Raw genomic sequence first — 21,164 nt, 5'->3', positions numbered from 1 at the left:
CTTACTTGAAGATGACCGTCTTGTGGCCGTTGAGCAGCACGCGGTGCTCGCTGTGCCACTTCACCGCGCGGGCCAGCACCTGGCTTTCGGTGTCTCGACCCATGGCCGTGAGGTCTTCCACCGTCTTGCTGTGGTCGGCGCGTGCCACATCCTGCTCGATGATCGGGCCTTCGTCCAGGTCGGCCGTCACGTAATGGGCCGTTGCGCCGATCAGCTTCACGCCGCGGTCGTGCGCCTGGTAGTAGGGCTTGGCCCCCTTGAAGCTCGGCAGGAAGCTGTGGTGGATGTTGATCGCGCGGCCTTCGAGCTTGCGGCAGAGGTCGTCCGACAGGATCTGCATGTAGCGCGCCAGTACCACGAGCTCTGCCCCCTCGGCCTGGACGATCTCGTATTGCTTCATCTCGGCCTGCGCCTTGGTGGCCGCCGTCACCGGGATGTGGTGGAAAGGAACGTTGTAGCTCGCGGCGAGTTGATAGAACTCGCGGTGGTTGCTCACGATGGCCCGGATGTCCAGCGGCAGCAGGCCGCTCTTCCAGCGGAACAGCAGGTCGTTCAGGCAATGGCCTTCCTTGCTGACCATGATGACTGTCTTCATCGGCTGCGTGGTGGCGTGCAGGCGCCAGTTCATGCCGAACGCCTGCGCAAAGATGCCCAGCTGGGTGCGCAGATCCTCATGCGTGAGCTGGTCGCAGGCGAACTGCACGCGCATGAAGAACAGGCCCGTGTCGTGGTCGTTGTACTGCGCCGCCTCTTCGATGTTGCCGCCGCGTTCGAGCAGGAAGCCGGAAACGGCATGCACGATACCCGGGCGGTCGGGACAGGACAGGGTCAGGATGTACGCGTTGTTCATAGCCCGGGTATTGTCTCAGAGCAAGGGCGCGGCCAGCCGGGCAAGGGCTTCCGGCAGGCGCTGGTGCATCGGGCGGCGCACCGGGCCGATGCGCACCTCTTCGGCGTCCAGCATGTCGTTCTCGAACTGGTGGGCCAGTTCCTGTGCGGCGCTCGCGTCGTAGCTCAGCACGGCCAGCTCGAAGTTCAGCCGGAAGCTGCGGTTGTCGAAGTTGGCGGTGCCGACGAAGCTGTAGTCCTCGTCCACCAGCAGCGTCTTGGCGTGCAGCATGCGCGGGCCGTATTCCCAGATGCGCGCACCGGCGCGCAGCAGTTCGCCGAACCACGAGCGCGCAGCCAGCGTCACGACGAGGTTGTCGCTGCGGTGCGGCACCAGGATGCGGACGTCCACACCACGCAGCGCGGCCGAGATCAGCGCGAACAGTGCGGGTTCGTCCGGCACGAAATAGGGCGTCGTGAGCCAGATGCGCTGCGTCGATTCGTTGATCGCGGCCATCATCGCGCGCAGCAGCGGCGCATGGATGTTGTCCGGGCCCGAAGGGATGATGTGCACCAGATGGTGGCCCTTCTGCAGGTCGGGCGGCGGCGTTTCGTCGGCGATTTCTCCGCAGGTGTAGTGCCAGTCCTCCAGGAACATCTGCTGCAGCCAGTAAACGGCCGGGCCGTCGATGCGCAGGTGCAGGTCGTGGTACGCGTCGGGCCTGCGGGCCAGATCACCTTCGTCGGTGATGTTCACGCCTCCGGTGAAGCCGACCTCGCCGTCGCACACGACGATCTTGCGGTGGGTGCGCATGTTCAGCACGGGCCTGATCCGCCGGAACGACGTGGCGTGGAAGAACTGCAGTTCGCCGCCCGCATCGAGCAGCGGGGCCATGAAGCGGCGATTGACGTCAGGCGAACCCAGCGCATCCACCAGCAGCCGCACATGGACGCCTTCCCGCGCTTTCAGGACGAGCAGGTCGCGCAGCGCAAGGCCGGTCGCATCGCGTTCGTAGATGTAGTACTCGAGGTGGACGAAGCGCCTGGCCTCACCGATGGCGGCGAAGATTTCCGCAAACGTCGCGCGGCCGCCCGACAGCGTCCTGTAGTTCGTCGCCAGCGATGGCGGGTAGCCGGTGGTGTTGTAGATCAGGCGCGCCATCTGCTGCTTGGCAGGCGCCAGGTGATCGGAGGCGACGCGGTCCACCCAGTAGCGGCGATGGCTTTCGAGCGCGAGCTGGCTCTGCTTGCGGTTCAGGCGACGCCGTTCGATCTTCTGCGGGCCGAAGATGTAGTAGATGAAGAAGCCGACGTACGGCAACGCGCCCATCGACAGCAGCCAGCTCAGCGTCGACAGCGGCGAGCGCTTCTGCAGCACGATCCAGACGGCCAGCACCACCAGATAGGCGGCCCATGCAATGGAAAGGACAAATCCCCAGGAGAAGCTCATGACGGGGTCATTGTCGTCGCACGTGGGCCCGGCGTCCCGGCTTGTTGGCGCTTGTGGGTGTGCGTCAGCGCTTCACGTCCTTGCAATAGTCGCGCGCCGGCAACGCAGCGGTCTGCCAGACGGTGTCATAAACCGCCGGGTCACGGCCGCCAACGGCTGTCGCGCCAGCCTGCATCTTCACGGACTTCACCTTCAGCTCGACCGGGAGGTGTTGAGGCACGCCCAGCGCCTTGTCGGCATGCGCTGCGCCGGTGATCAGCACCACCGTGCGATCGGGCTGCACGGTCAGCGCGATCGTGCGCGCCATCATGCGGTCGCGTGCGATCTGGATGCGCGTCATCGGTGTGATCTGCGATTCGGGCAGCAGGTTGCAGTGGCCCTCGCGCACCGCCTGCTGCTGCGCCTTGAGCGCTGGGCCGGAGAGTTGAACGTCGAGCGCGGTCTCGGCCATGGCGTCCCGCATGCGCTCGCGTGGCAGGTTGGCACCGACCACCGGCACATCCTTGCGCACGGCGGCCATGATCGCCGGGCCGTAAGCAGCCCATGGCCACGCCTTGTCGTCCCAGCGCAATCGCGCTTTCACGGCACTTTCGTCCGCGGTGACCGGCAAGCCGGCCGTGCTGTTGCCATGCTCGGACATCTCCAGTGCCAGCACGGCGAGTTTGCCGTCGTTCGCCAGGCGCGCGACAACGGCGCGCTCCAGTTCATGGTGTTCCGCCGCGTCGTGCTGCTCACCCAGCAGCAGCGCGTCGGCAGGAAGCAGGCTGCGGATGGCGGCAGCCTGCTTGTCCGCCGGCGTTTCGTGCGCAGGGCTCTGTGTGGCGCAGCCAGACACGACAACCAAGGCGAGGGCAGCGGCAAAAAGGTACTTCGAGACAGCAGGTACGGTCTTCATGACCGCATGTTATTCCGTGCGCACGAACACCCATTCCTTGCCCGATTGTGGCGAGCGGAACGTCAGCGAGGTCTTGTCGATGGCGGCGACTTCCACCGTCGCCAGGCGCAAGCGCTCGGGCAACTGGCCGGAAATCTGCGTGTAGTTGTGCGTGAGGCGGTTGCCGTCGAGTTTCCAGGTGCCGGAATAGGTCAGCACCTTGTCGTCTTTCGGCGCGGTTTCACCATTGAACGTACCGTCGGCGCGGTAGGTGAGGTCGGTGTCGCGCAGTTCACCCGAACGCGCGGTGGCGGAGCCGGCCCATTCGCCCGGCAATTGCGCGCGGATGGTTTGCGCACTGGGCGGCACGGCAGGCTTGGCGGGGTTGACTGCAGGCGCTGCGCCTTGCGCGAAAGAGGGCGCGGCAACCGGCAGGAGTGCCGCAGCGATCAGCAGGGGCACCGCCAGGGTATTCAGGCGTGGAATCTTCATGGGCATCTCCCGTTTTGGATCTCCATCCGATTATGGAAATCGGCCGTGCGATGACGTGTAGGAGACGGTCGCAATCTAAGATGTGGCTGCTGTATGAAACCGGATTCCGTCCTGCGCGTGCTCGGCACGCTTGCCCTGGCGCTCGTGGCTGCCTTGCTCTGCGTCTATCTCGAGACGCCCTTGCCGTGGACGATCGGCCCGCTGCTGGCCGTGTCCGTCGCGTCGATGTCGGGAGCGCCCACCGAAAGCTGGGCGCCGCTGCGCAACACGGGGCAATGGACCATCGGGGCGGCGTTGGGACTTTATTTCACGCCGCAAGTGACGGCGCTCGTCGTGGGTCTCTGGTGGGCCATCCTGCTGGGTATCGTCTGGGCATTGTTCCTGGGCTGGGCGTTCGGGCAATGGCTCTATCGCGCGCATGCGCCTTACCTGTCGAATGTGTCCCCGCAGGCCATGCGCGCGACTACCTGGTTCGGCGGCGCCATCGGTGGCGCATCGGAGATGACACTGCTGGCCGAGCGGGAAGGCGGGCGTACCGATCTCGTCGCAGCGGGCCACAGCCTGCGCGTGTTGATCGTGACGGTGCTCATTCCCTTCGGTCTGCAATTCAGCGGGCTGCATGGCCTCGATGCATTGCCACCTTCCATCCGTGAAGTGCAACCGGGCGGCCTCGTCTTGCTGGCGCTCGCCACGGGTTGCGGCGCCCTGCTGATGGATCGCCTCGGCCGTGCCAATCCCTGGTTCATGGGCTCGTTGCTGGTGGCGATGGTCATCACCATGTCCGACGTCACGTTGTCGGCCATCCCGCAGTGGATGTCGAACGCGGCGCAGCTCGTCATCGGCGTGAGCCTGGGTGTGCGCTTCACGCGCGAGTTCATGCACACGGCCCCGCGCTGGCTGGCCTCGGTGGCCGTGGGGACGGTCACGCTGATTGTCGTGAGCGCGGGGTTCGGATGGTTGCTGTCACTGGGGACACACTTGCATGCAGCGACGATGCTGCTGGGCACCGCCCCGGGCGGCATCGCTGAAATGGCCATCACGGCCAAGGTGCTCCAGCTCGGGGTGCCGGTGGTCACGGCCTTCCAGGTCTGTCGCCTGGTGGCCGTGCTGGTGCTCGTGGAGCCGCTGTACGGCTACCTCTACAAGCGGGACGCTTCGAAGAAACTCAGTGAAGGATGACCGGGTTCTGCGCGAGTTCGGCGTAGCCTTCCAGCGTGTCCTCCACCTCTTCCTGCGTGGGCGTGTTCAGTTGCCAGGCGGCAATCTGCTGCTGGAACAGTTCCGCCCACGAGCCGTCGAGGTAGACCTCCTTGCCCGAGCGCTTGTCGACGATCTCGAAGCCGTGCCGCACCAGCATGGGCGTCACGGCCTCGGGCGTGCCCTCAGCATCCTCGTCAGGCAGCATGTGCACCACCACAAAGGATTCGGAGTCGTAGAGCATTTGCATTGAAAGTCCTTCTCGGATGTGGGTATTCCGGATGAAATATCCACCCTGCTCAGATAGCAACGAGTAGGCCAAGTTCAAGAGTGACGGGAAATCCCGTAGAAATCCGCAGAATCCGGTCCGCTCCTACAGGTCAGGGAGAACTTGTCGCACGCAGTTGCTGGTCGGCCATGTCGCCGTCAGCTTCTGTCAGGCGCACGCGCACGGGCAGATAGCCCAGAGATGGTGCAAGCCAGACTTCCACCTTCTGGTCGTAGTCCCGGCGCGGTGTGCGCACGATCTTCATGGCGACCGTCTCGCCGATGGGCAGTTTCAGGGTCTCCGGTTCGCCCACCACCAGGGCCCAGGTGTCTGCGTCGCGCGGCCCGGCAGTCTGGATGTTCAGCACCGTGCCTGCCGGGTAGGCGGCCGGATTGCCCGCGATGAGCGAGGCGAGTTGCAGGAACAGGCTCAGCCGGTCCTGCGCGCCGGAGAGCAAGGGTACTTCCGTCGTGTTTGCGCTGAACGAGATCTTGCCCTTGTCACGCTGGAAGTGCGTCGCGACTTCGGTGCGGCGCTTGTCGGTGAAGCGTTCGGGTGACAGCCCGTCCGGCGTGATGCGGCCGGTGCTGGTCTGGCTGCGCAGCGATCGGAACAGGAAGCGGAAATCGAGTTTCGCCTGGTACTGCTGGCCGTCCTGCAGCCAGAGGAATTCGGCTTGCACGCCCTGCAGCGGCTGCGTGCCTTGCTGGCCGGTCACCACGTACTGCAGTCGCGTGGAGCCGGGAATGGCATAGGCCGCAGTGCTGGCCGGTTGCGTGTCCGGCGCTGCCGGCGGGGCGATGACGGTGGGCGGGGCCGGCTCCGTTTTCGCAGGTGGTTCCATTGGGAGTGCGGGCACGGGAGACGCTGCCTGCGTGCTGCTGTCTGCGCCTTGCGCAATCGTCGCAGGGGGCGTGACAGGCGCTGCTGCTGCGGATGCTACGGGCGTCGGCTCCCGCAGGGGTCGCTGCGGCGGCGCAGGTCTTGGAGCCGGCGCTGGAGCCGCAGTGCGAACCGGCTCTGTGACCTTCGGCGCGGGCGGCTGGAACACGACGGTTCGCGTGATGAAGGTCCGCGTGACCTCCGGCTCCTCGAATCTCAGTGAGAGCGGCGCGGACTGCAGGAGCACCAGATGGAGCAACACCACGCCTGCCGTGAGAATGGCGAGCGGCCGCCAGGGGGCTGCTCGCGTCGTCGTCTGCGACATGGCGGTGGCCTGCTGCATCAGCGCATGAGGCCCGTGCCTGCAGCGTCTGCTGCATAGCCGAGATCGGCAGACAACCGGGCAGCGGCAGCGCGCAAGGGCTTGTCCACCGCACCATTCCATTCCGTATCGAACCCGGCCGTCGACCCCATCACCACGATGCCCAGCGCCATGTGCCCGTCCGAATCGAACACCGGTGCGCAAAAGCCTGCGATGCCTGGCAGCAGCGTGTTGACAACGCGGGCTGCGCCGCGCTCGCGGACTTCGACGAGCAGCTTGCGCACGTCCGCCAGGGTTGCCGGCACATCCGTGCGGCCGATCTTGCGCGCACGGGCCAGCTCTTCCTGGAGCATGGGCGCTATGGCGTCCTGTGACACGTGCGCCGCAAAGCAGCGGCCCGTGGCGGAAGAGAGCAGCGGCATCACGTCGCCCAGGCGCAGGTTCACCGTCACCGACTCCGGTGATTCTTCCCAGTGCACGATCGTCGGGCCGCGGTTTCCCCACACGGCGAGCGCCACGGTGTGGCCGATCGACTCCATCAGTTCACCCACGCGCGAGCGTGCGAGCTTCACGCCATCCAGCCGCGAGAGCGATGCGAGGCCAAGCTTCAGTGCAGCGGGGCCGAGGTCATAGCGCGTCGCGTCGTCCTGCGCGACGAGTCCCAGGCGCTGGAAGCTCACGAGGTAGCGGTGCGCCTTGGCCGCACTCATGCTGGCGGCGGCAAGATCGCGCAGCATCAGCGGACCGGGCGCATGTGCCAGCACGTCCAGCAAGGCGAAGCCGACCTCTACCGACTGGATGCCCGCACGCGTCTTGTCTGTTGCCATTGATTAGAATCCCGTCTCTTTCGTGACAATGCTTCCATGAAACTTGCAACCTACAAGGATGGATCGCGCGACGGCCAGCTCGTCGTGGTCTCGCGCGACTTGAGCACTGCCCATTATGCGACCGGCATCGCCACGCGCCTGCAGCAGGTGCTGGACGACTGGAACTTCCTCTCGCCGCAACTGCAGGACCTGTACGAGACGCTCAACAGCGGCAAGGCGCGTCACGCTTTTCCGTTCGACCCGGCGCTGTGCATGGCGCCGCTGCCGCGCGCCTACCAATGGGCCGACGGCTCGGCTTACATCAACCACGTCGAACTCGTGCGCAAGGCGCGCAACTCGGAAGTGCCAGCCACCTTCTACACCGACCCGCTGATGTACCAGGGCGGCAGTGACGACTTCATCGGCGCGAACGACGACGTCATCTGCCCGAGTGAGGCTTTCGGCATCGACTTCGAGGCCGAGATCGCCGTTGTCACCGGCGACGTGGCCATGGGCAGCACGCCCGATCAGGCGCTCGATGGCATCCGCCTCGTGATGCTCGCCAACGACGTCAGCTTGCGCAACCTCATTCCCGACGAACTCGCCAAGGGCTTCGGCTTCTTCCAGAGCAAGCCGGCCACGGCGTTCAGTCCCGTGGCCGTCACGCTCGATGAACTTGGCGATGCGTGGGACAAGGGTCGTCTGCACCTCACGCTGCAGAGCATGTGGAACGGGCGCACCGTCGGCATGTGCGAAGCAGGACCGGACATGACCTTCCACTTCGGCCAGCTCATCGCCCACATCTGCAAGACGCGCAACGTGCGCGCCGGCAGCATCGTCGGCTCGGGCACGGTGAGCAACCGCGCTATCGAGAAGAACGGCAAGCAGGAGTGGGCCAAGGGCTACAGCTGCATCGCCGAGAAGCGCGCCATCGAAACCATCCTCGACGGCAAGCCTTCCACCGAGTTCATGAAGTTCGGCGACACCATCCGTATCGAGATGAAGGGCAAGGATGGGCAGAGCATCTTTGGCGCGATCGATCAGGAGATTGTTTCGCGCGCCGGGTAGTCCATAAATCCAGCTGGATTTAACTATTCTTTGCATTTGACGGTAAGCGCGGGCTTGTTGGCCTGAAGGCGCGGGCCGACACTGGTTCTTCATTTCGCCATGAAGAATCTACTGATGCCTCTCCTTGCCCCATGGAGGCGCGCTGTCATGCTGGCGGTGCTTTCCTCCTTTGCGCTGATGCCGGTGTTTGCGCAAACCCCCGCGCCAGTGACTCCGCCCCAGGCAATGCCCCAATCCTCCGATGACGGGAAGGCCTTGCGCGACCAGATCCATTCCACAGGACGTCGCGGCTTTCTCGTGGAGGCGAGTCGAGGTGGACGCAAGCTCTTCGTCTATGGCGGTGCGACGGTCAGCCGGCGCGAATACTTCCCGCTCAACCTGCCGCTGATGCAGGCGCTGGCGCAAAGCACGGCATTGCTCCTGGATGTGGACCCCGGCAACTCGAAGGCCCTTGCACAAGCCGCAGCAGCGTCTGGCACCCTGCCCACTGGTGTGTCGCTGGACAAGCTCGTGTCACCGCAAACCTGGGCGCAGCTACAGACGGCCGCCGCCTCGATCAGGACCAGTCCTGCTTCATATCTGGGACTGAAGCCATGGCTCGCTGCGCTGGTGTTGCGCCAGCAGTTCGCCGCTGCCAACGGCTATGACGTCGGGCAGAACACGCAGCTCTACCTCATTGGCTACGCACAGGGCGCGAAGTTGCCCATCCTCGAGCTGGAGGGCGCCCAGACGCAGTTGCGCCTGCTGGACGGCATGAGCGCCGAAGCGCAGATGCAGCTGCTGGACCAGGCAGTCGCAAGCATCGCAAGCGGACAGGAGCGCCGCAAGCTTCAGTTGCTCGTGGATGAAGGCTGGGCACGGGGAAACCATGTCCCTGTTGACCAGGCCAATGCCATGGAGGCAGAGGGTGGAGCCCGGCATGCCGCATATGCCGTTTTCCATTCGCGTGTCTGGCTCGCGGCGCGCAGCCAACGGCTCGTCGACATCATCGAGCGCTCCATGGAAGGCACCAGTGTCCCGCTGGTTGCGCTGCCCGCGTCTGGCGTCGTGGGAAATGGCGCACTGCTGAGCGAGCTTGTCAGGCGCGGCTATGCCCTCCGGGACATCCAGCAGTGACGCCTTTAGATTCGCGCAGAAAGCTTGCTTCGTGAACTAAGTGTCAAGAAACGTTCATCCAATCGTCAACCATTGTTAACTCGATATCCAGATTCACTTCTGATTTCTAGAGTCCACTCCAGCGCCTGAACTTATCCGAACAGCGGTGCAAAAAACTAGAGCTCATGTGCATTGAGCTCCGGTTCACGAATGAAATTCAATACTGGAGTGAAGAATGAACAGAACTTATAAGACGATCTGGAACGAAGCGTTGGGCAGTTGGGTGGCTGCATCGGAAATTTCCGGCGCGCGCGGCAAGCGGAACAGCCGCAACGCGTTAGCAGCAAGTCTCGTGCTGACGGCGCTCATGGTCGGTGCTTCTGCGCCGGCGCTTGCCGAAATCGCAATCGGTGGCGTGCTGGTGAACAGCGTCACAGGCGCCAACGCATCAGCGGCAGGTTTCGAGGCTATTGCAATCGGCAGCGGCGCCGTTGCCAGCGACGACTACACCATTGCCATGGGAGTCAATGCGTCGGCGACTGGCCTTCAATCGAGCGCATTCGGCTTCCTCGCGCAGGCCACCGGAGCAGGCGCGTTTGCCGCAGGCCTTGGTGCTCAGGCGACTGGAGAATTTTCATACGCGTTGGGTTATCAGGTTTCTGCATCTGGTGACCAATCCGTCGCCATCGGGCGCGCTGCTTCTTCCTCCAACGGGAATGCCACCGCAATCGGCAGCTTCGCCAATGCCTCGGGCGGCGGGGCCACAGCCCTCGGCTTCGCTTCGACCGCATCGGCCAACACGTCCATTGCTGTCGGTGTGGGCGCTGTCGCAGGCGGAACGCGCGACACGATCGCCATCGGCAGCGGGGCGCAGGCCAATGGCGTGTCGTCCATCAGCATCGGTACCGGCAACATCGTCAATGGTGCAAGCTCTGGTGCGTTCGGTGATCCGAATACCGTCAATGGTGCGGGGTCCTACGCATTCGGCAACGACAACACCATTGACGCCAACAACGCGTTCGTGCTCGGCAACAGCGTGAGCGTTGCCGCACTGCTGGATGGTGCCGTGGTTCTGGGCAACAATTCCACGGTTGCGGCATCCAACCCGACGTCGAGCACTATGATCAATGGCACAACTTATACCTTCGCCGGTGGTGTGCCTTCGGCGGGTGGCGTGGTCAGTGTCGGCGCAGTCGGGACGGAACGCCAGATCACCAACGTCGCCGCAGGGCGCATCAGTGCGACGAGCACGGACGCCATCAACGGCTCGCAGCTCTACGCGACGAATCAGGCCGTCGAGGAATTGGCGGGTGTGGACTATCCGATCCGCACGAGCGTGACTGGTGCTTACACGACCACTGCAACGACTGCAGGTACGGGCCATTCCCTGGCTGTTGGCGCGACGGCCATCGCCGGCAGCGGTATCGGAGGCGGGGCGCTGGCGGTCGGCGAAACCAGCTACGCGACAGGGGACAGCGCTTCAGCTTTGGGCTTTGACGCACGCGCCACGACGAACGCAGCGACTGCGGTCGGGGCGTCGACACGGGCTACGGCGGGTCATGCCACCGCTGTCGGCTACAACGCGGAAGCGACGGCGGACAGTGCGTCTGCGCTTGGCAGGCTGGCCTCTGCCAGTGGCAATGCGAGTACTGCATTGGGCTTTCTGTCGAGTGCAGATGGTGAGAATTCCCTGGCTGTCGGCGTGGGCGCAACCGCAACGAGTCTGGATTCCGCAGCGTATGGCACCGACGCGTCTGCAACCGCAGAGGGGGCGCTCGCCATCGGGCGCCAGGCGTCGGCCTCGCATGAAAACGCCGTGGCACTCGGATCGGGCAGCGTGACCGCTGCGGCTAACCCGACGTCCGGTACGACGATCAACGGAAACGCATACAGCTTTGCGGGTACGAACCCGGCGAGCGTTGTGAGCGTGGGTTCGGTGGGCAATGAGCGCCAGATCATCAACGTGGCGGCTGGCCGCATCAGTGCGACGAGCACGGATGCCATCAACGGTTCGCAGCTCTACGCGACGAATCAGGCGATCGATGAGCTGTCGACCAGCGTGACGGCCACCGCAACGCATTACTACAGCGTGACCGACGATGGAACCACGCAAGCCAACTACAACAATGATGGCGCAACGGCGATCAACGCAGTTGCCGCCGGTGCAGGTGCGACAGCCAGCGGCGGTGGCGTTTCCGTAGGAGCCTGGGCGGACGCTTTCGCCAACGGTGTTGCAGTCGGATTGCGCGCCGAAGTGACCGACATGTATGGTATTGCGATCGGCTATGACACGCTTGCCGCTTATGGTGGAACCGCAGTCGGCCCGAGCGCCCGTGCGACTGGGGCCCACTCCATAGGACTGGGCACGTGGTCCAACTCCACTGGCGTCGCGTCCATCAGCATGGGCTTCTTCTCGCAATCCGGCGCTGACGGTGCCATTGCGATCGGCGGCTTCTCTTCTGCCAACAACGAGAACGATGTCGCGCTGGGTTATGGCAGCAATACTGCTGCAGCGAATCCGACTTCCGACGTGACGATCAACGGGACCACCTACAGTTTCGCGGGTAACAACCCGCAGAGCGTGGTGAGCGTGGGTTCAGTGGGTAACGAACGCCAGATCACCAACGTCGCCGCTGGCCGCATCAGCGCGACGAGCACAGATGCCATCAACGGTTCGCAGCTGTATGCGACGAACCAGGCCATCGAGAACCTGACGACCAGTGTGACGGCCAATGCGACGCACTACTACGGCGTGAACGATGGAGGAACGACGCAGGCGAACTACGCGAACGACGGCGCAACCGGTCTGAATTCAGTCGCAGTGGGTGCCGGTGCAAGTTCAGCCGGCGCGGCGTCGGTGGCCGTCGGGCACAACGCGACAGCAACGACGGACAACAGCGTGGCGCTCGGCGCGGGTTCGACGACGACAGCCGCCGTGGCGACCGCAGGTACGACCATCCAGGGCACGGCCTACACCTTTGCCGGCGCAGCCCCCGCCGGTGTGGTCAGTGTCGGTAGCGCGGGTTCGGAGCGTCAGATCCAGAACGTCGCGGCGGGCCAGCTGAGCGCGACGAGTACCGATGCCGTCAATGGCTCGCAGCTTTACGCGACAAACCAGGCTATCGAGAATCTCTCGTCAACCGTGGCGGCGAACACCACGCGCTACTACAGCGTGAACGATGGGGGCACGAGCGGTGCCAACTATGCCAACGATGGCGCGACAGGTCTGAACGCTGTCGCCAGCGGTGTCGGTGCTTCGGCTTCTGGCGCCTCGAGCGTTGCCGTGGGCTCCGGCGCAACGGCGTCTGCTGCTGGCGGCGTGGCGTTGGGCGAAGGCTCGGTGGCTTCGACGGCGGCCGGCGCTCCGGGGTATGTCCCGTCAGGCGCATCCGGTGCACAGATTGCGGCCATCAACGCGACCACGGGCACGCAGGGTGCGGTGGCCGTCGGCGATGCGGCAAGTGGCGTCTATCGCCAGATCACCGGCGTGGCTGCAGGCACGCAGGACAGCGATGCCGTGAACGTGGCGCAGTTGCGCGCGGTGACCTCGACGGCCGCCAGCACCTGGACGACCGGCAATGTGGCGTCGTATGTCGCGCCCTCCGCGACCGGTACCGAGGCGCTGGCCACGGGTTCTGGCGCGACGGCGTCGGGTAACAACGCCATGGCCAACGGCAACCTCGCGTCAGCCAGCGGTGCGAATTCCGTGGCGCTCGGCAACAACGCGTCGGCGACCGCGGCTTCGTCCGTCGCGCTCGGCCAGGCCTCGGCGGCCACTCGTGGTGCGCAGGCGAGCTACAGCGCAGCAGGACTCGCAGCGCCGCAGACATCGGCTGGTGAAGTGTCGGTAGGCAGCGCCGGCGCGGAGCGCCAGATCACCAACGTCGCTGCCGGCAGTGCGGGCACGGACGCGGTTAACGTGAACCAGCTCAACGGTGCGGTCAGCAACGCCCTGTCGAGCGTGAACAACAGCATCCAGAACCTGGGCAACCGCATCGAGCAAGTGAACGAGAACGCCAACGCCGGCACCGCCGGTGCCATGGCCATGGCGGGCATGCCGCAAGCCTACATCCCGGGCAAGAGCATGTTTGCCGCTGGCGTGGCCGGATATGCGGGCGAGGCGGCTGTGGCGATCGGCGTTTCCAAGCTGTCGGACAACGGCCGCTGGGTCGTCAAGTTCAGCGGCTCGGCCAACACCAAGGGCAAGGTCGGTGTGAGTGCCGGCGTGGGCTTCCACTGGTAAGTCGTCCGCTCCATTCAATACAAGGAATCATCATGAACAAACAGATCAAATGGATGGGTGCGACGGCACTGGCGGTGTTGTTGCTGGCGCTGCAGGGTTGTGGCACATCGGTCGTCAGCAAGGACGTGACGGACGATGGCCGGGCTGGCGAGGTCGTCTTCCCGGACATCGGCAAGGACGCATGGTTGAAGGAAGGCACGTTCCCCAATGTGACGAACCTGCGCAGCGTGGCCCCGGGCATGCGCAAGGACCAGCTTTACGACCTGCTGGGCCGTCCGCATTTCCGCGAAGGCCTGGGGCAAGTGCGTGAATGGGACTACATCTTCCACTTTCGTACCGGCAAGGGCAGTGAGTACGTCACCTGCCAATACAAGGCGATCTTCGACAAGGACGTGAAGGCGCAGACCTTCCACTGGTTGCCGGCGGACTGCGCCAGCCAGCTGAACATGGCGACGGCACCTGTGCAGGAAAAAGTGATCGAGCGCGTGGTGGAGCGGGTTGTCGAACGTGTAGCGCCTGTCGCGACGACGGCCCAGGTGACGCAGCTGTCCGCCGATGCGCTGTTCACTTTCGACAGGTCGGGCCCGGCCGATCTTCTGCCGGCGGGGCGCGTGGAGCTGGACCGGTTTGCCACCCAACTCCGAAACATGCCGGAATCCGATCGCGTGCAGGTCACGGGTCACACCGACCGTCTGGGGGACGCTGCATACAACCAGCAACTGTCCGAATCACGCGCGCGCACGGTGCGCCAGTACCTGATCGAGCGCGGTGTGCCTGCGAGTCGCATCGCGGCACAAGGCAAGGGCGAAACCGAACCCGTGGTGCAGTGCGCCGAACAGCCGCGCGAAAAGCTCGTCGCCTGCCTGGCTCCGAACCGCCGCGTCGATATCGACGTTGAACTGCACGGCAAGCGCTGATCAGGCGCCTGGTTGAAGAAAGGCGTTCCCGCGACTAGCGCGAGAACGCCTTTCGCGATCCGTCTTCAAAGACTTCATCGTCCCGGACGATCTTGCCGGCTTCGTCCCACACACGTTCCCGGCTGAGCTTGCCCTTGTCGTCGTAGATCGACTCGGCCGCGAGCCGGCCCTGATCGTCGAAACGCTTGTGGCTGCCGACGGGTTGTTCGCCACGGCCACGCACCGAAACGTACGCACCTTCGCTGGCGAGCTTGCCTGTGTCGTAGTAGTCGGTGTTCACGGTTCTCACGCTGACGCCGTCCCGTGTGTAATCGATGCGCGAACGCGGCTGGCCGTTCAGGTAGAAGCGCGCGTCGCTGGCCAGCTGGCCCTGGGCAAAGCGTTGCTCGCGCACCAGCGTGCCCTTCTCCGAGAATTCCTTTTCGCTTTCGCGCGTGAAGCCGCGTTCGGCGGCTTGCAGCCTGATTTCGCGGCGCAGCGCGCCGTCGGTGTCGAAGCGCCTTTCGGTGCGCGTGCTGCCCACGACCTCGTCGATCAGGGTCGGCTTGCCGGCATCGTTCAACTGCTCGAGCCGCACGCGCTTGCCGTCCAGGTAACGCAGACGCGAACGGATCTGGCCCTTGCCGGAAAACAGTTCCACCTGCGAGGGCTGCCCGGAAAATCCGCAGAGCTTCGCGTCGTCCACGTGCGGTGCGAGCAGGGGCTTGTCGCCGCAGCGCAGGCTGGAAAGCTCGCCGCGGTCGGTGAACTCGGCATAGGCCTGTTCGTCCGACTTGTCGGAGTAGAAGGTCACGCGACGCGGCTGGCCGTTTTCGTGGAAGCCGCGCGCAATGCCGACGCGGTTGCTGTTCACATACGTCGCATCGAACACCACCTGGCCGTTGGCCGCGAATTCGCGCGCGCGGCCTTCCATGTTGCCCTTCTCGTTGACGCTGTGCTCCTTGGCGAGCTTGCCGTCCTTGTAGAAGCGCACGATGCCGATGTCCTTGCCGTCCCGCAATTCCTGTTCGCGCTGGATCACGCCGGTGTCGCGGTCCTTGCAGCGCATGAGGCCGGTCTTGCCGCGCGTGGTGTTGCCGTTGTTGGGGTTGACCGATTCGCCGTTGATCTCGCAGTCCTGCACGGCGTGTGCAGGAGCGCTGGCGATCAATGCGCACGCGGCGATGGCAATGGCGGAAAGCAGTCGCGGGAGTTGGGTGAGATGGGTCATGTGCAATCCGGTTCTCAATGCCGTTGTCCTCAATGCAGTTGTCCGGCAAACGTGCGGATGCCGCGCAGCAGCATCTCCACGGCGATGGCGACGAGGATCAGGCCCATCAATCGCTCGAACGCCATCACCAGCCGGTCGCCCAGCAGGCGGCGGATCTTTTCGGCCAGCACCAGCACGATGCCGCAGACGACCATGGTGACGGTGAGTGCGGCCACCCATTCCATGCGCCTTTCAGGAGCCTGGCTGACCAGCAGCATCACGGTTGCCAGCGCGGATGGTCCGGCCAGCGCGGGGATGGCGAGCGGCACGATCAGCGGTTCGGTGAGCGGTACCGTGTCCTCGCCCTTGTCGGGCGGAAAGATCATGCGCAGCGCGATGAGGAACAGCACCACCGCGCCCGCGATCTGCAGCGACAGGTCCGACAGGTTCATCACGCGCAGGAAGCCGTCGCCCACGAACATGAAGGCGAGCAGCAGTACGAAGGCAATGAGCACTTCGCGCAGGATGACGCGGGTGCGCCGCTCGGGCGCCACGCCGCGCAGCGCGTTGGCGAAGATCGGGATGTTGCCCAGCGGATCGGTGATCAGCAGCAGCAGGATGGTGGCGGAAACGAAGGTGTAGCCCATGGCTGCCGTGCCCGCCTCAGCTGGCGTAGAGGTTCGCGAGCGAACGGAAGCCCTTGACCTCCAGCGGATTGCCGAACGGGTCGCGGAAGAACATCGTCCATTGCTCGCCGGGCTCGCCCTCGAAGCGCACCTGGGGCTCGAGCACGAAATCGGTACCGGCTTCGGTCAGCCGTGCCGCCATGCCTTTCCAGTCGTCCAGCGCGAGCACCAGTCCGAAATGAGGCATGGGCACCATCACGTTGCCGACCTTGCCGGTGTCCGCCGTGGGAAAAGGCTCGCCCAGATGCAGCGAGATCTGGTGGCCGAAGAAGTCGAAGTCGACCCATGTGTCGGTGCTGCGGCCCTCGTCGCAGCCGAGGACCCCACCATAGAAGCGGCGGGCGACGTCGAGGTCGCGGACGTTGAAGGCGAAATGGAAGAGGCTTTTCATGGGAGTTTGCCCAGTGTGTTCCGGGGTTTGCGCCGGGCGTCGCTTTCAGTAACAATGAGTCGGAATATTAAAGGGGTTCGGGGTATGGTTGTTTCCGGTTCCTGGTTGAGGTTGATGACGGCCGCTGTCGTGGCATCGGCGCCTGTGCTGGGGCATGCCCAGGCCACCATCGACAACATCAAGCAGCGCGGCGTCATCCAGGTCGGTTACCGGCCTGCAGCAGCGCCGTTCGCGCTCAAGGACGCGCAGGGCCAGCCCGCCGGCTATGCGATGGAGTTCTGCAACGGCATCGTCCAGCGCCTGCAGGCCGAAATCGGCGGCAAGACACCGATGCCGGTGAAGTACGTGGAAGTCGCCGTTGACCAGCGCCTGCGCCTGCTGCGCTCGGGCTCGATCGACATGCTGTGCGACAGCATCACCGACACGGCCGCGCGTCGCCAGGAGGCGGACTTCTCGATGCCGATCTTTGTCGACGCCGTGCAGATCATGGTGCGTGCGAAGGATGGTTTCACGAAAGTGGCCGACATCAAGGGCAAGCCGATCTCCGTCATCGGCACGACCACCGCACCGGATGTGGTGACGCAATTCGCCGCGAAGAACGGACTGCCGTGGCAACTGAACAAGGGTGTGGGTGCGGATGCCGCGTTCGGCCAGCTGCAACTCGGCTGGGCCGCTGCCTATGCGCGCGATGGCGTGTTGCTGGCCACCCAGCGCGCCGCCACTTCGTCGCCCGCTGACTATGTGATCCTGCCGGACCGCCTGTCGTCCGAGCCGATTGCCATCGGCCTGCGCAAGGGCGACGCGGGCATGCGCAAGCTCGTCGATGGCGTCATCACCAAGGCGATGCAGGACGGAAGCTTCCAGGCCTGGTACGACAAATGGTTCATCCAGGCGCGGCCGCCTGCCAAGCCGCTGGGCATCCCGATGTCGGACGAACTGAAGACGCTGATCGCGAAGTCGAAGTAATACCGGCGCTCGCGATCCGGGTGTTTCTGCCGAGGCGCGAGGGGCGCATGCCGCGCTAGCATGCCCGGCATGAAACCCGAGTACTCCCGCTACCAGACCCTCTCCATCACCCGGCGCGGCCCTGAGCACGGCGGTGTCGGCTCAGTGCTCGACATCCAGATGCGCGCGCTGAACGGCAAGCTGCCCACGTCCGGGCACGAAGGGCATTGGGAGCTCAGCGAAATCTGGCGCGACGTCTCTGCCGACAACTCGGTGCGCTGCGCCGTGCTGCGCGGCGAAGGCATGGGCTTCTCGGGCGGCGGCGACCTCGCGCTGGTGGACGACATGTCGCGCGACTTCGAGGTGCGCACCCGTGTGTGGAAGGAAGCGCGCGACCTCGTCTACAACGTCATCAACTGCGACAAGCCGATCGTGAGCGCGATGCACGGGCCAGCGGTCGGCGCGGGGCTCGTCGCGGGTTTGCTGGCCGACATTTCCATCGCCTCGAAGACGGCGAAGATCGTCGACGGGCACACCCGTCTGGGCGTGGCGGCCGGCGACCACGCGGCCATCGTGTGGCCGCTGCTGTGCGGCATGGCCAAGGCCAAGTACTACCTGATGCTGTGCGATGCGATCTCGGGCGAAGAGGCCGAGCGCATCGGCCTCGTCTCGCTCACCGTGGACGATGCCGATCTGTTGCCCAAGGCCTACGAGGTGGCCGACCGGCTGGCCTCCGGCAGCCAGACCGCGATCCGCTGGACCAAGTATTCGCTCAACAACTGGCTGCGACAGGCCGGGCCGGCGTTCGACACCTCGCTTGCACTCGAATTCATGGGTTTCGCAGGGCCGGACGTACGCGAAGGCCTGTCGTCGCTGCGTGAGCGGCGCGCGCCGAAATTTTCCTGAGGGCGCGCCATTCGCCCCCCATACAATCGCGGTTCCCGATGAAAACCGCTTCCGCCAGATTGCGTCTCGCGCTGGTCATGCTTGCATGGCTTGCGCAAGCATTCATGCCATTTGCGCATGCAATGGCAATGTCGGCACCCAAGGCTGTCGGACAGGTGTGGTGCGGTGAGCCTGCGTCTGCCAAGCAGGCGCTCGCGAGCTTGCCCCAGGAAGTTCGTGACGCGCTCGCCGAAGAAGGCGGCGTCAGCCCCGAGCATCTTGCCAGTTGCGCCATGCTGTGCGGCGTCGGTGCCGCGTACGCCCTTCCCTTCATCGTTGTTTCGACTAACCCGATGCGGGTGGATGCCGGCCTGCCCGGGCTTTCCCCCCCGACACCACCAACGGCGTCCCGCCCTCAGTCGCCCACGCCTCCTGCGCACGCTCCACCCGTGCACGGCTGATCCATCGCGCCCCTTTCCGGGGTGCTTTCCGGCACGACGCGCCCTGAAGGGCATGTCATGCCCAGCCGAACCGTCAGGAGATTCACATGAAACGAAACACGCGCGCCATCGTGGCTGCGCTCGCCGTCGTGCCTTGCGCCGTCATCCATGCGCAGGACACTCAGACCCACACTCTTCGGGCCGTGGAGGTCATGGCCGAGCGCGAGGGAGACCAGTCGCGCAAGGAAGTCGAGATTGAACGTTCGGTCACGCCAGGTGGCGTGACCGTGGTGGAAGGAGAGGCGCTGCGCCAACGCAATGTCACCAGCCTCAGTGACGCGCTGCGATACACGCCGGGTGTGTGGTCGGCCAGCGGGTCAACGGGTGACTCGACCTTCCTGTCCATCCGGGGCTCCAACCTCGATGCCACCAATTACGACGGCAACGGCGTGAAGTTGCTGGTCGACGGACTGCCCGTGACGGCGGCCGACGGAAACAACCACAACCGTGATGTCGATCCCCTGTCGATGCGGCGCGCTGTCGTCGCGCGCGGTGCGAACGCTTTGACCTACGGCGCAAGCACGCTGGGTGGCGCGATCAATTTCATCTCGCCCACGGCGCGCGACGGCGCCCCTTGGGAGGTCATGGTCAACGGTGGCAGCCATGGCCAGCGCCAGGGCCGATTCACGATCGGCACGGTGGCCGGCAATTTCGACATGCTCGTCACCGGAGAAGCCAAACGCTACGATGGCTTCCGCGAGCACCAGAACCAGGAGCGTCAGGGCCTCTACGCCAATGCCGGCTTCCAGCTGTCGGATTCGGTCGGCACGCGCTTCTACGTCACCGGCATCGACAACCAGCAGCAACTGCCAGGCGCGCTCACACGCGCCCAGTTCGACGCCAATCCGCGGGCAGCAGAAGCTTCGGCAGTCCTCGGCAATTACCGCCTGAACGTGCAGACCGCCCGTGTGGCGAACAGGACGGTGTGGCAGATTGACGGCGAGAGCAGCCTGACGGCTGGTATTTCCGTGGAGGAACAGAAGCTCTACCACCCCATCGTCTACGCGCCCCCGTTCTTCTCGCTGCTGATCGACACGACACAGCGCAACACCGGCGCCACGCTGCGGTACCAGCGCAAGTCGGGTGACCATGACATGCTCACCGGTCTCAACTATGGCCGCACCACGGTCAGCGGCGGGAACTACAGCTACGTACCCGGTGGAGCGCAGTCGATCGACACGGCCGTGTCCAACAAGGCGGACAACCTCGAGCTGTTCGTGGTGGACCGCTGGAAGTTCGCACCGCAATGGACCGCCGTGTATGGCGCGCAAATGGTCTCGGGCAGCCGCGAAGTACGCAACACCACGGTGGCCACGAACGCCGTGCGCAATCCTCAAGCAGACTACGACAGCTTCAATCCGCGCGTGGGCGTCATCCGCGACCTGTCGCCGACGAGCCAGCTCTTCGCGAATGTGAGCCGGCTCTACGAAGCTCCCACGCTGTATGAGCTCGAGGACGACGTGCGCGGCAACAACGCCACACTCGATGCGATGCGCGGCGTGGTGCTGGAAGTCGGCACGCGCGGCTCGCACAGCTTCGATCGGCACCGCGTGCATTGGGACACCGCCCTTTACTATGGCCGGCTGAGCGGTGAAATCCTCTCGCTGGACAATCCGCTCGCGCCAGGGACCAGCCTGTCCACCAACGTCGGCAGGACCATCCACGCTGGCTTGGAGGCACTGGTCGGCGCCAGCTTCGCGCTCGACAATGCTGGAGCCCACCGCATCGAGCCCCTGGTCAACTTCACGCTCAATCACTTCAAGTTCCAGGGCGACGCAACTTACGGCGACAACCGGCTACCCGCTGCGCCGCGCTATGCGATCAAGGGCGAAGTGCTGTACCGTCATGCCAGCGGCCTGTTCTTCGGACCGACGTTCGACGTTGTCGGCCGCCGGTTCGCGGACTTCTCCAATACGTACACCGTCGACGCCTACACGCTGTGGGGCCTGCGCGCGGGCTACACCACCAGGCAGTGGGAGGTCTATGGCGAGCTGCGCAATGCGGGCGACAGGAAATACGTGTCGTACTTCAGCGTGCGCGATGTGGCCGGCGCCAACGCAGCGATCCTGACTTCCGGCGAACCGCGCTCGCTCTACGTCGGGGCTCGCCTGAAGTTCTGAGGAAGG

General features: G+C 64.8%; 19 protein-coding genes. 9 read left to right on the top strand and 10 right to left on the bottom strand.

The genetic code is table 11. From position 1 onward, the window contains the following. Window position 1 precedes the first annotated feature (1 nt). From purU to ACO2Q9_RS06895, 4 genes are all read right to left on the bottom strand, one after another. Entirely contained in the window at window positions 2-850 is an 849-nt protein-coding gene (gene purU, locus ACO2Q9_RS06910) for a formyltetrahydrofolate deformylase (RefSeq protein ID WP_423309624.1), read from the bottom strand. Window positions 851-865: 15 nt separating this feature from the next. Then, window positions 866-2,278 (bottom strand): cardiolipin synthase, encoded by a 1,413-nt coding sequence (gene cls, locus ACO2Q9_RS06905; protein WP_423309622.1) that lies wholly within the window; start codon window positions 2,276-2,278, stop codon window positions 866-868. 64 nt (window positions 2,279-2,342) lie between these two features. Beyond that, window positions 2,343-3,173 carry a ChaN family lipoprotein gene (locus tag ACO2Q9_RS06900; protein ID WP_423309620.1) on the bottom strand — a complete coding sequence of 277 codons (831 nt, stop codon included), beginning with the start codon at window positions 3,171-3,173 and terminating at the stop codon, window positions 2,343-2,345. Between the two features lie 9 nt (window positions 3,174-3,182). Beyond that, entirely contained in the window at window positions 3,183-3,644 is a 462-nt protein-coding gene (locus ACO2Q9_RS06895) for a hypothetical protein (protein WP_423309618.1), read from the bottom strand. A 93-nt stretch (window positions 3,645-3,737) separates the two neighbouring features. Here ACO2Q9_RS06895 and ACO2Q9_RS06890 point away from each other — a divergent pair, with 93 nt between their 5' ends. After that, window positions 3,738-4,823, top strand: a complete 1,086-nt coding sequence (locus ACO2Q9_RS06890; protein ID WP_423309616.1) for an AbrB family transcriptional regulator — start codon at window positions 3,738-3,740, stop codon at window positions 4,821-4,823. Here ACO2Q9_RS06890 and ACO2Q9_RS06885 read toward each other — a convergent pair. From ACO2Q9_RS06885 to ACO2Q9_RS06875, 3 genes are all read right to left on the bottom strand, one after another. Beyond that, on the bottom strand, window positions 4,810-5,091 hold the full coding sequence (locus ACO2Q9_RS06885) for a BTH_I0359 family protein (protein WP_423309614.1): 282 nt from the start codon (window positions 5,089-5,091) through the stop codon (window positions 4,810-4,812). The genes ACO2Q9_RS06890 and ACO2Q9_RS06885 overlap by 14 nt on opposite strands. Before the next feature lie 130 nt (window positions 5,092-5,221). Beyond that, the gene (locus tag ACO2Q9_RS06880) at window positions 5,222-6,334 is read right to left on the bottom strand and encodes a DUF3108 domain-containing protein (RefSeq protein ID WP_423309612.1); all 1,113 of its coding nucleotides are present in this window, start codon (window positions 6,332-6,334) and stop codon (window positions 5,222-5,224) included. Then, window positions 6,334-7,140, bottom strand: coding sequence for an IclR family transcriptional regulator (locus tag ACO2Q9_RS06875; protein ID WP_423309610.1), 807 nt, complete (start codon window positions 7,138-7,140; stop codon window positions 6,334-6,336). Before ACO2Q9_RS06875 ends, ACO2Q9_RS06880 begins: the two co-directional genes overlap by 1 nt. A gap of 36 nt (window positions 7,141-7,176) precedes the next feature. On the opposite strand from ACO2Q9_RS06875, the gene ACO2Q9_RS06870 reads away from it, so the two are divergent. The 4 genes from ACO2Q9_RS06870 (at window position 7,177) to ACO2Q9_RS06855 (ending at window position 14,442) form a co-directional block, all read left to right on the top strand. Beyond that, a complete protein-coding gene (locus ACO2Q9_RS06870; RefSeq protein WP_423309608.1) occupies window positions 7,177-8,187 on the top strand; it encodes a fumarylacetoacetate hydrolase family protein in 1,011 nt (336 codons plus the stop codon). A gap of 225 nt (window positions 8,188-8,412) precedes the next feature. After that, complete coding sequence (locus tag ACO2Q9_RS06865; RefSeq protein ID WP_423309606.1) at window positions 8,413-9,303, top strand: TraB/GumN family protein; 891 nt, start codon at window positions 8,413-8,415, stop codon at window positions 9,301-9,303. 214 nt (window positions 9,304-9,517) lie between these two features. Next, on the top strand, window positions 9,518-13,525 hold the full coding sequence (locus ACO2Q9_RS06860) for a YadA-like family protein (protein WP_423309604.1): 4,008 nt from the start codon (window positions 9,518-9,520) through the stop codon (window positions 13,523-13,525). A gap of 32 nt (window positions 13,526-13,557) precedes the next feature. Then, the gene (locus ACO2Q9_RS06855) at window positions 13,558-14,442 is read left to right on the top strand and encodes an OmpA family protein (RefSeq protein ID WP_423309602.1); all 885 of its coding nucleotides are present in this window, start codon (window positions 13,558-13,560) and stop codon (window positions 14,440-14,442) included. A 34-nt stretch (window positions 14,443-14,476) separates the two neighbouring features. On the opposite strand, the gene ACO2Q9_RS06850 is transcribed toward ACO2Q9_RS06855, so the two are convergent. From ACO2Q9_RS06850 to ACO2Q9_RS06840, 3 genes are read right to left on the bottom strand one after another with little or no spacing between them, the layout of a single operon-like run. Continuing rightward, window positions 14,477-15,652 (bottom strand): toxin-antitoxin system YwqK family antitoxin, encoded by a 1,176-nt coding sequence (locus tag ACO2Q9_RS06850; protein ID WP_423309600.1) that lies wholly within the window; start codon window positions 15,650-15,652, stop codon window positions 14,477-14,479. A gap of 29 nt (window positions 15,653-15,681) precedes the next feature. Then, entirely contained in the window at window positions 15,682-16,278 is a 597-nt protein-coding gene (locus ACO2Q9_RS06845) for a MarC family protein (protein ID WP_423309598.1), read from the bottom strand. A gap of 16 nt (window positions 16,279-16,294) precedes the next feature. Continuing rightward, a complete protein-coding gene (locus tag ACO2Q9_RS06840; protein ID WP_423309596.1) occupies window positions 16,295-16,708 on the bottom strand; it encodes a VOC family protein in 414 nt (137 codons plus the stop codon). A 114-nt stretch (window positions 16,709-16,822) separates the two neighbouring features. Between ACO2Q9_RS06840 and ACO2Q9_RS06835 the strand changes: the two genes are divergently transcribed. The 4 genes from ACO2Q9_RS06835 (at window position 16,823) to ACO2Q9_RS06820 (ending at window position 21,158) form a co-directional block, all read left to right on the top strand. Then, window positions 16,823-17,674 (top strand): amino acid ABC transporter substrate-binding protein, encoded by an 852-nt coding sequence (locus tag ACO2Q9_RS06835; protein ID WP_423309594.1) that lies wholly within the window; start codon window positions 16,823-16,825, stop codon window positions 17,672-17,674. A 69-nt stretch (window positions 17,675-17,743) separates the two neighbouring features. Further along, on the top strand, window positions 17,744-18,559 hold the full coding sequence (locus ACO2Q9_RS06830; RefSeq protein WP_423309592.1) for an enoyl-CoA hydratase/isomerase family protein: 816 nt from the start codon (window positions 17,744-17,746) through the stop codon (window positions 18,557-18,559). A 38-nt stretch (window positions 18,560-18,597) separates the two neighbouring features. After that, window positions 18,598-18,999, top strand: coding sequence for a hypothetical protein (locus tag ACO2Q9_RS06825; RefSeq protein WP_423309590.1), 402 nt, complete (start codon window positions 18,598-18,600; stop codon window positions 18,997-18,999). Between the two features lie 86 nt (window positions 19,000-19,085). Then, a complete protein-coding gene (locus ACO2Q9_RS06820; protein WP_423309589.1) occupies window positions 19,086-21,158 on the top strand; it encodes a TonB-dependent receptor family protein in 2,073 nt (690 codons plus the stop codon). The last annotated feature ends 6 nt before the right edge of the window (window positions 21,159-21,164 follow it).

This window comes from Variovorax sp. VNK109, from assembly GCF_049445855.1.
Lineage (GTDB): Bacteria > Pseudomonadota > Gammaproteobacteria > Burkholderiales > Burkholderiaceae_C > JAGOCV01.
The sequence above is the reverse complement of the archived record's forward strand: the minus strand, read 5'-3'. Positions and strand labels throughout refer to the sequence as shown.

Coding starts and splice junctions, on each gene's coding strand:
- purU (WP_423309624.1), bottom strand. CDS start 850: ATGAACAACGCGTACATCCTGACCCTGTCCTGTCCCGACCGCCCGGGT.
- ACO2Q9_RS06890 (WP_423309616.1), top strand. CDS start 3,738: ATGAAACCGGATTCCGTCCTGCGCGTGCTCGGCACGCTTGCCCTGGCG.
- ACO2Q9_RS06825 (WP_423309590.1), top strand. CDS start 18,598: ATGAAAACCGCTTCCGCCAGATTGCGTCTCGCGCTGGTCATGCTTGCA.
- ACO2Q9_RS06870 (WP_423309608.1), top strand. CDS start 7,177: ATGAAACTTGCAACCTACAAGGATGGATCGCGCGACGGCCAGCTCGTC.
- ACO2Q9_RS06880 (WP_423309612.1), bottom strand. CDS start 6,334: ATGCAGCAGGCCACCGCCATGTCGCAGACGACGACGCGAGCAGCCCCC.
- ACO2Q9_RS06820 (WP_423309589.1), top strand. CDS start 19,086: ATGAAACGAAACACGCGCGCCATCGTGGCTGCGCTCGCCGTCGTGCCT.
- ACO2Q9_RS06835 (WP_423309594.1), top strand. CDS start 16,823: ATGACGGCCGCTGTCGTGGCATCGGCGCCTGTGCTGGGGCATGCCCAG.
- cls (WP_423309622.1), bottom strand. CDS start 2,278: ATGAGCTTCTCCTGGGGATTTGTCCTTTCCATTGCATGGGCCGCCTAT.
- ACO2Q9_RS06830 (WP_423309592.1), top strand. CDS start 17,744: ATGAAACCCGAGTACTCCCGCTACCAGACCCTCTCCATCACCCGGCGC.
- ACO2Q9_RS06860 (WP_423309604.1), top strand. CDS start 9,518: ATGAACAGAACTTATAAGACGATCTGGAACGAAGCGTTGGGCAGTTGG.
- ACO2Q9_RS06885 (WP_423309614.1), bottom strand. CDS start 5,091: ATGCAAATGCTCTACGACTCCGAATCCTTTGTGGTGGTGCACATGCTG.
- ACO2Q9_RS06845 (WP_423309598.1), bottom strand. CDS start 16,278: ATGGGCTACACCTTCGTTTCCGCCACCATCCTGCTGCTGCTGATCACC.
- ACO2Q9_RS06875 (WP_423309610.1), bottom strand. CDS start 7,140: ATGGCAACAGACAAGACGCGTGCGGGCATCCAGTCGGTAGAGGTCGGC.
- ACO2Q9_RS06850 (WP_423309600.1), bottom strand. CDS start 15,652: ATGACCCATCTCACCCAACTCCCGCGACTGCTTTCCGCCATTGCCATC.
- ACO2Q9_RS06865 (WP_423309606.1), top strand. CDS start 8,413: ATGCCCCAATCCTCCGATGACGGGAAGGCCTTGCGCGACCAGATCCAT.
- ACO2Q9_RS06855 (WP_423309602.1), top strand. CDS start 13,558: ATGAACAAACAGATCAAATGGATGGGTGCGACGGCACTGGCGGTGTTG.
- ACO2Q9_RS06895 (WP_423309618.1), bottom strand. CDS start 3,644: ATGAAGATTCCACGCCTGAATACCCTGGCGGTGCCCCTGCTGATCGCT.
- ACO2Q9_RS06900 (WP_423309620.1), bottom strand. CDS start 3,173: ATGAAGACCGTACCTGCTGTCTCGAAGTACCTTTTTGCCGCTGCCCTC.
- ACO2Q9_RS06840 (WP_423309596.1), bottom strand. CDS start 16,708: ATGAAAAGCCTCTTCCATTTCGCCTTCAACGTCCGCGACCTCGACGTC.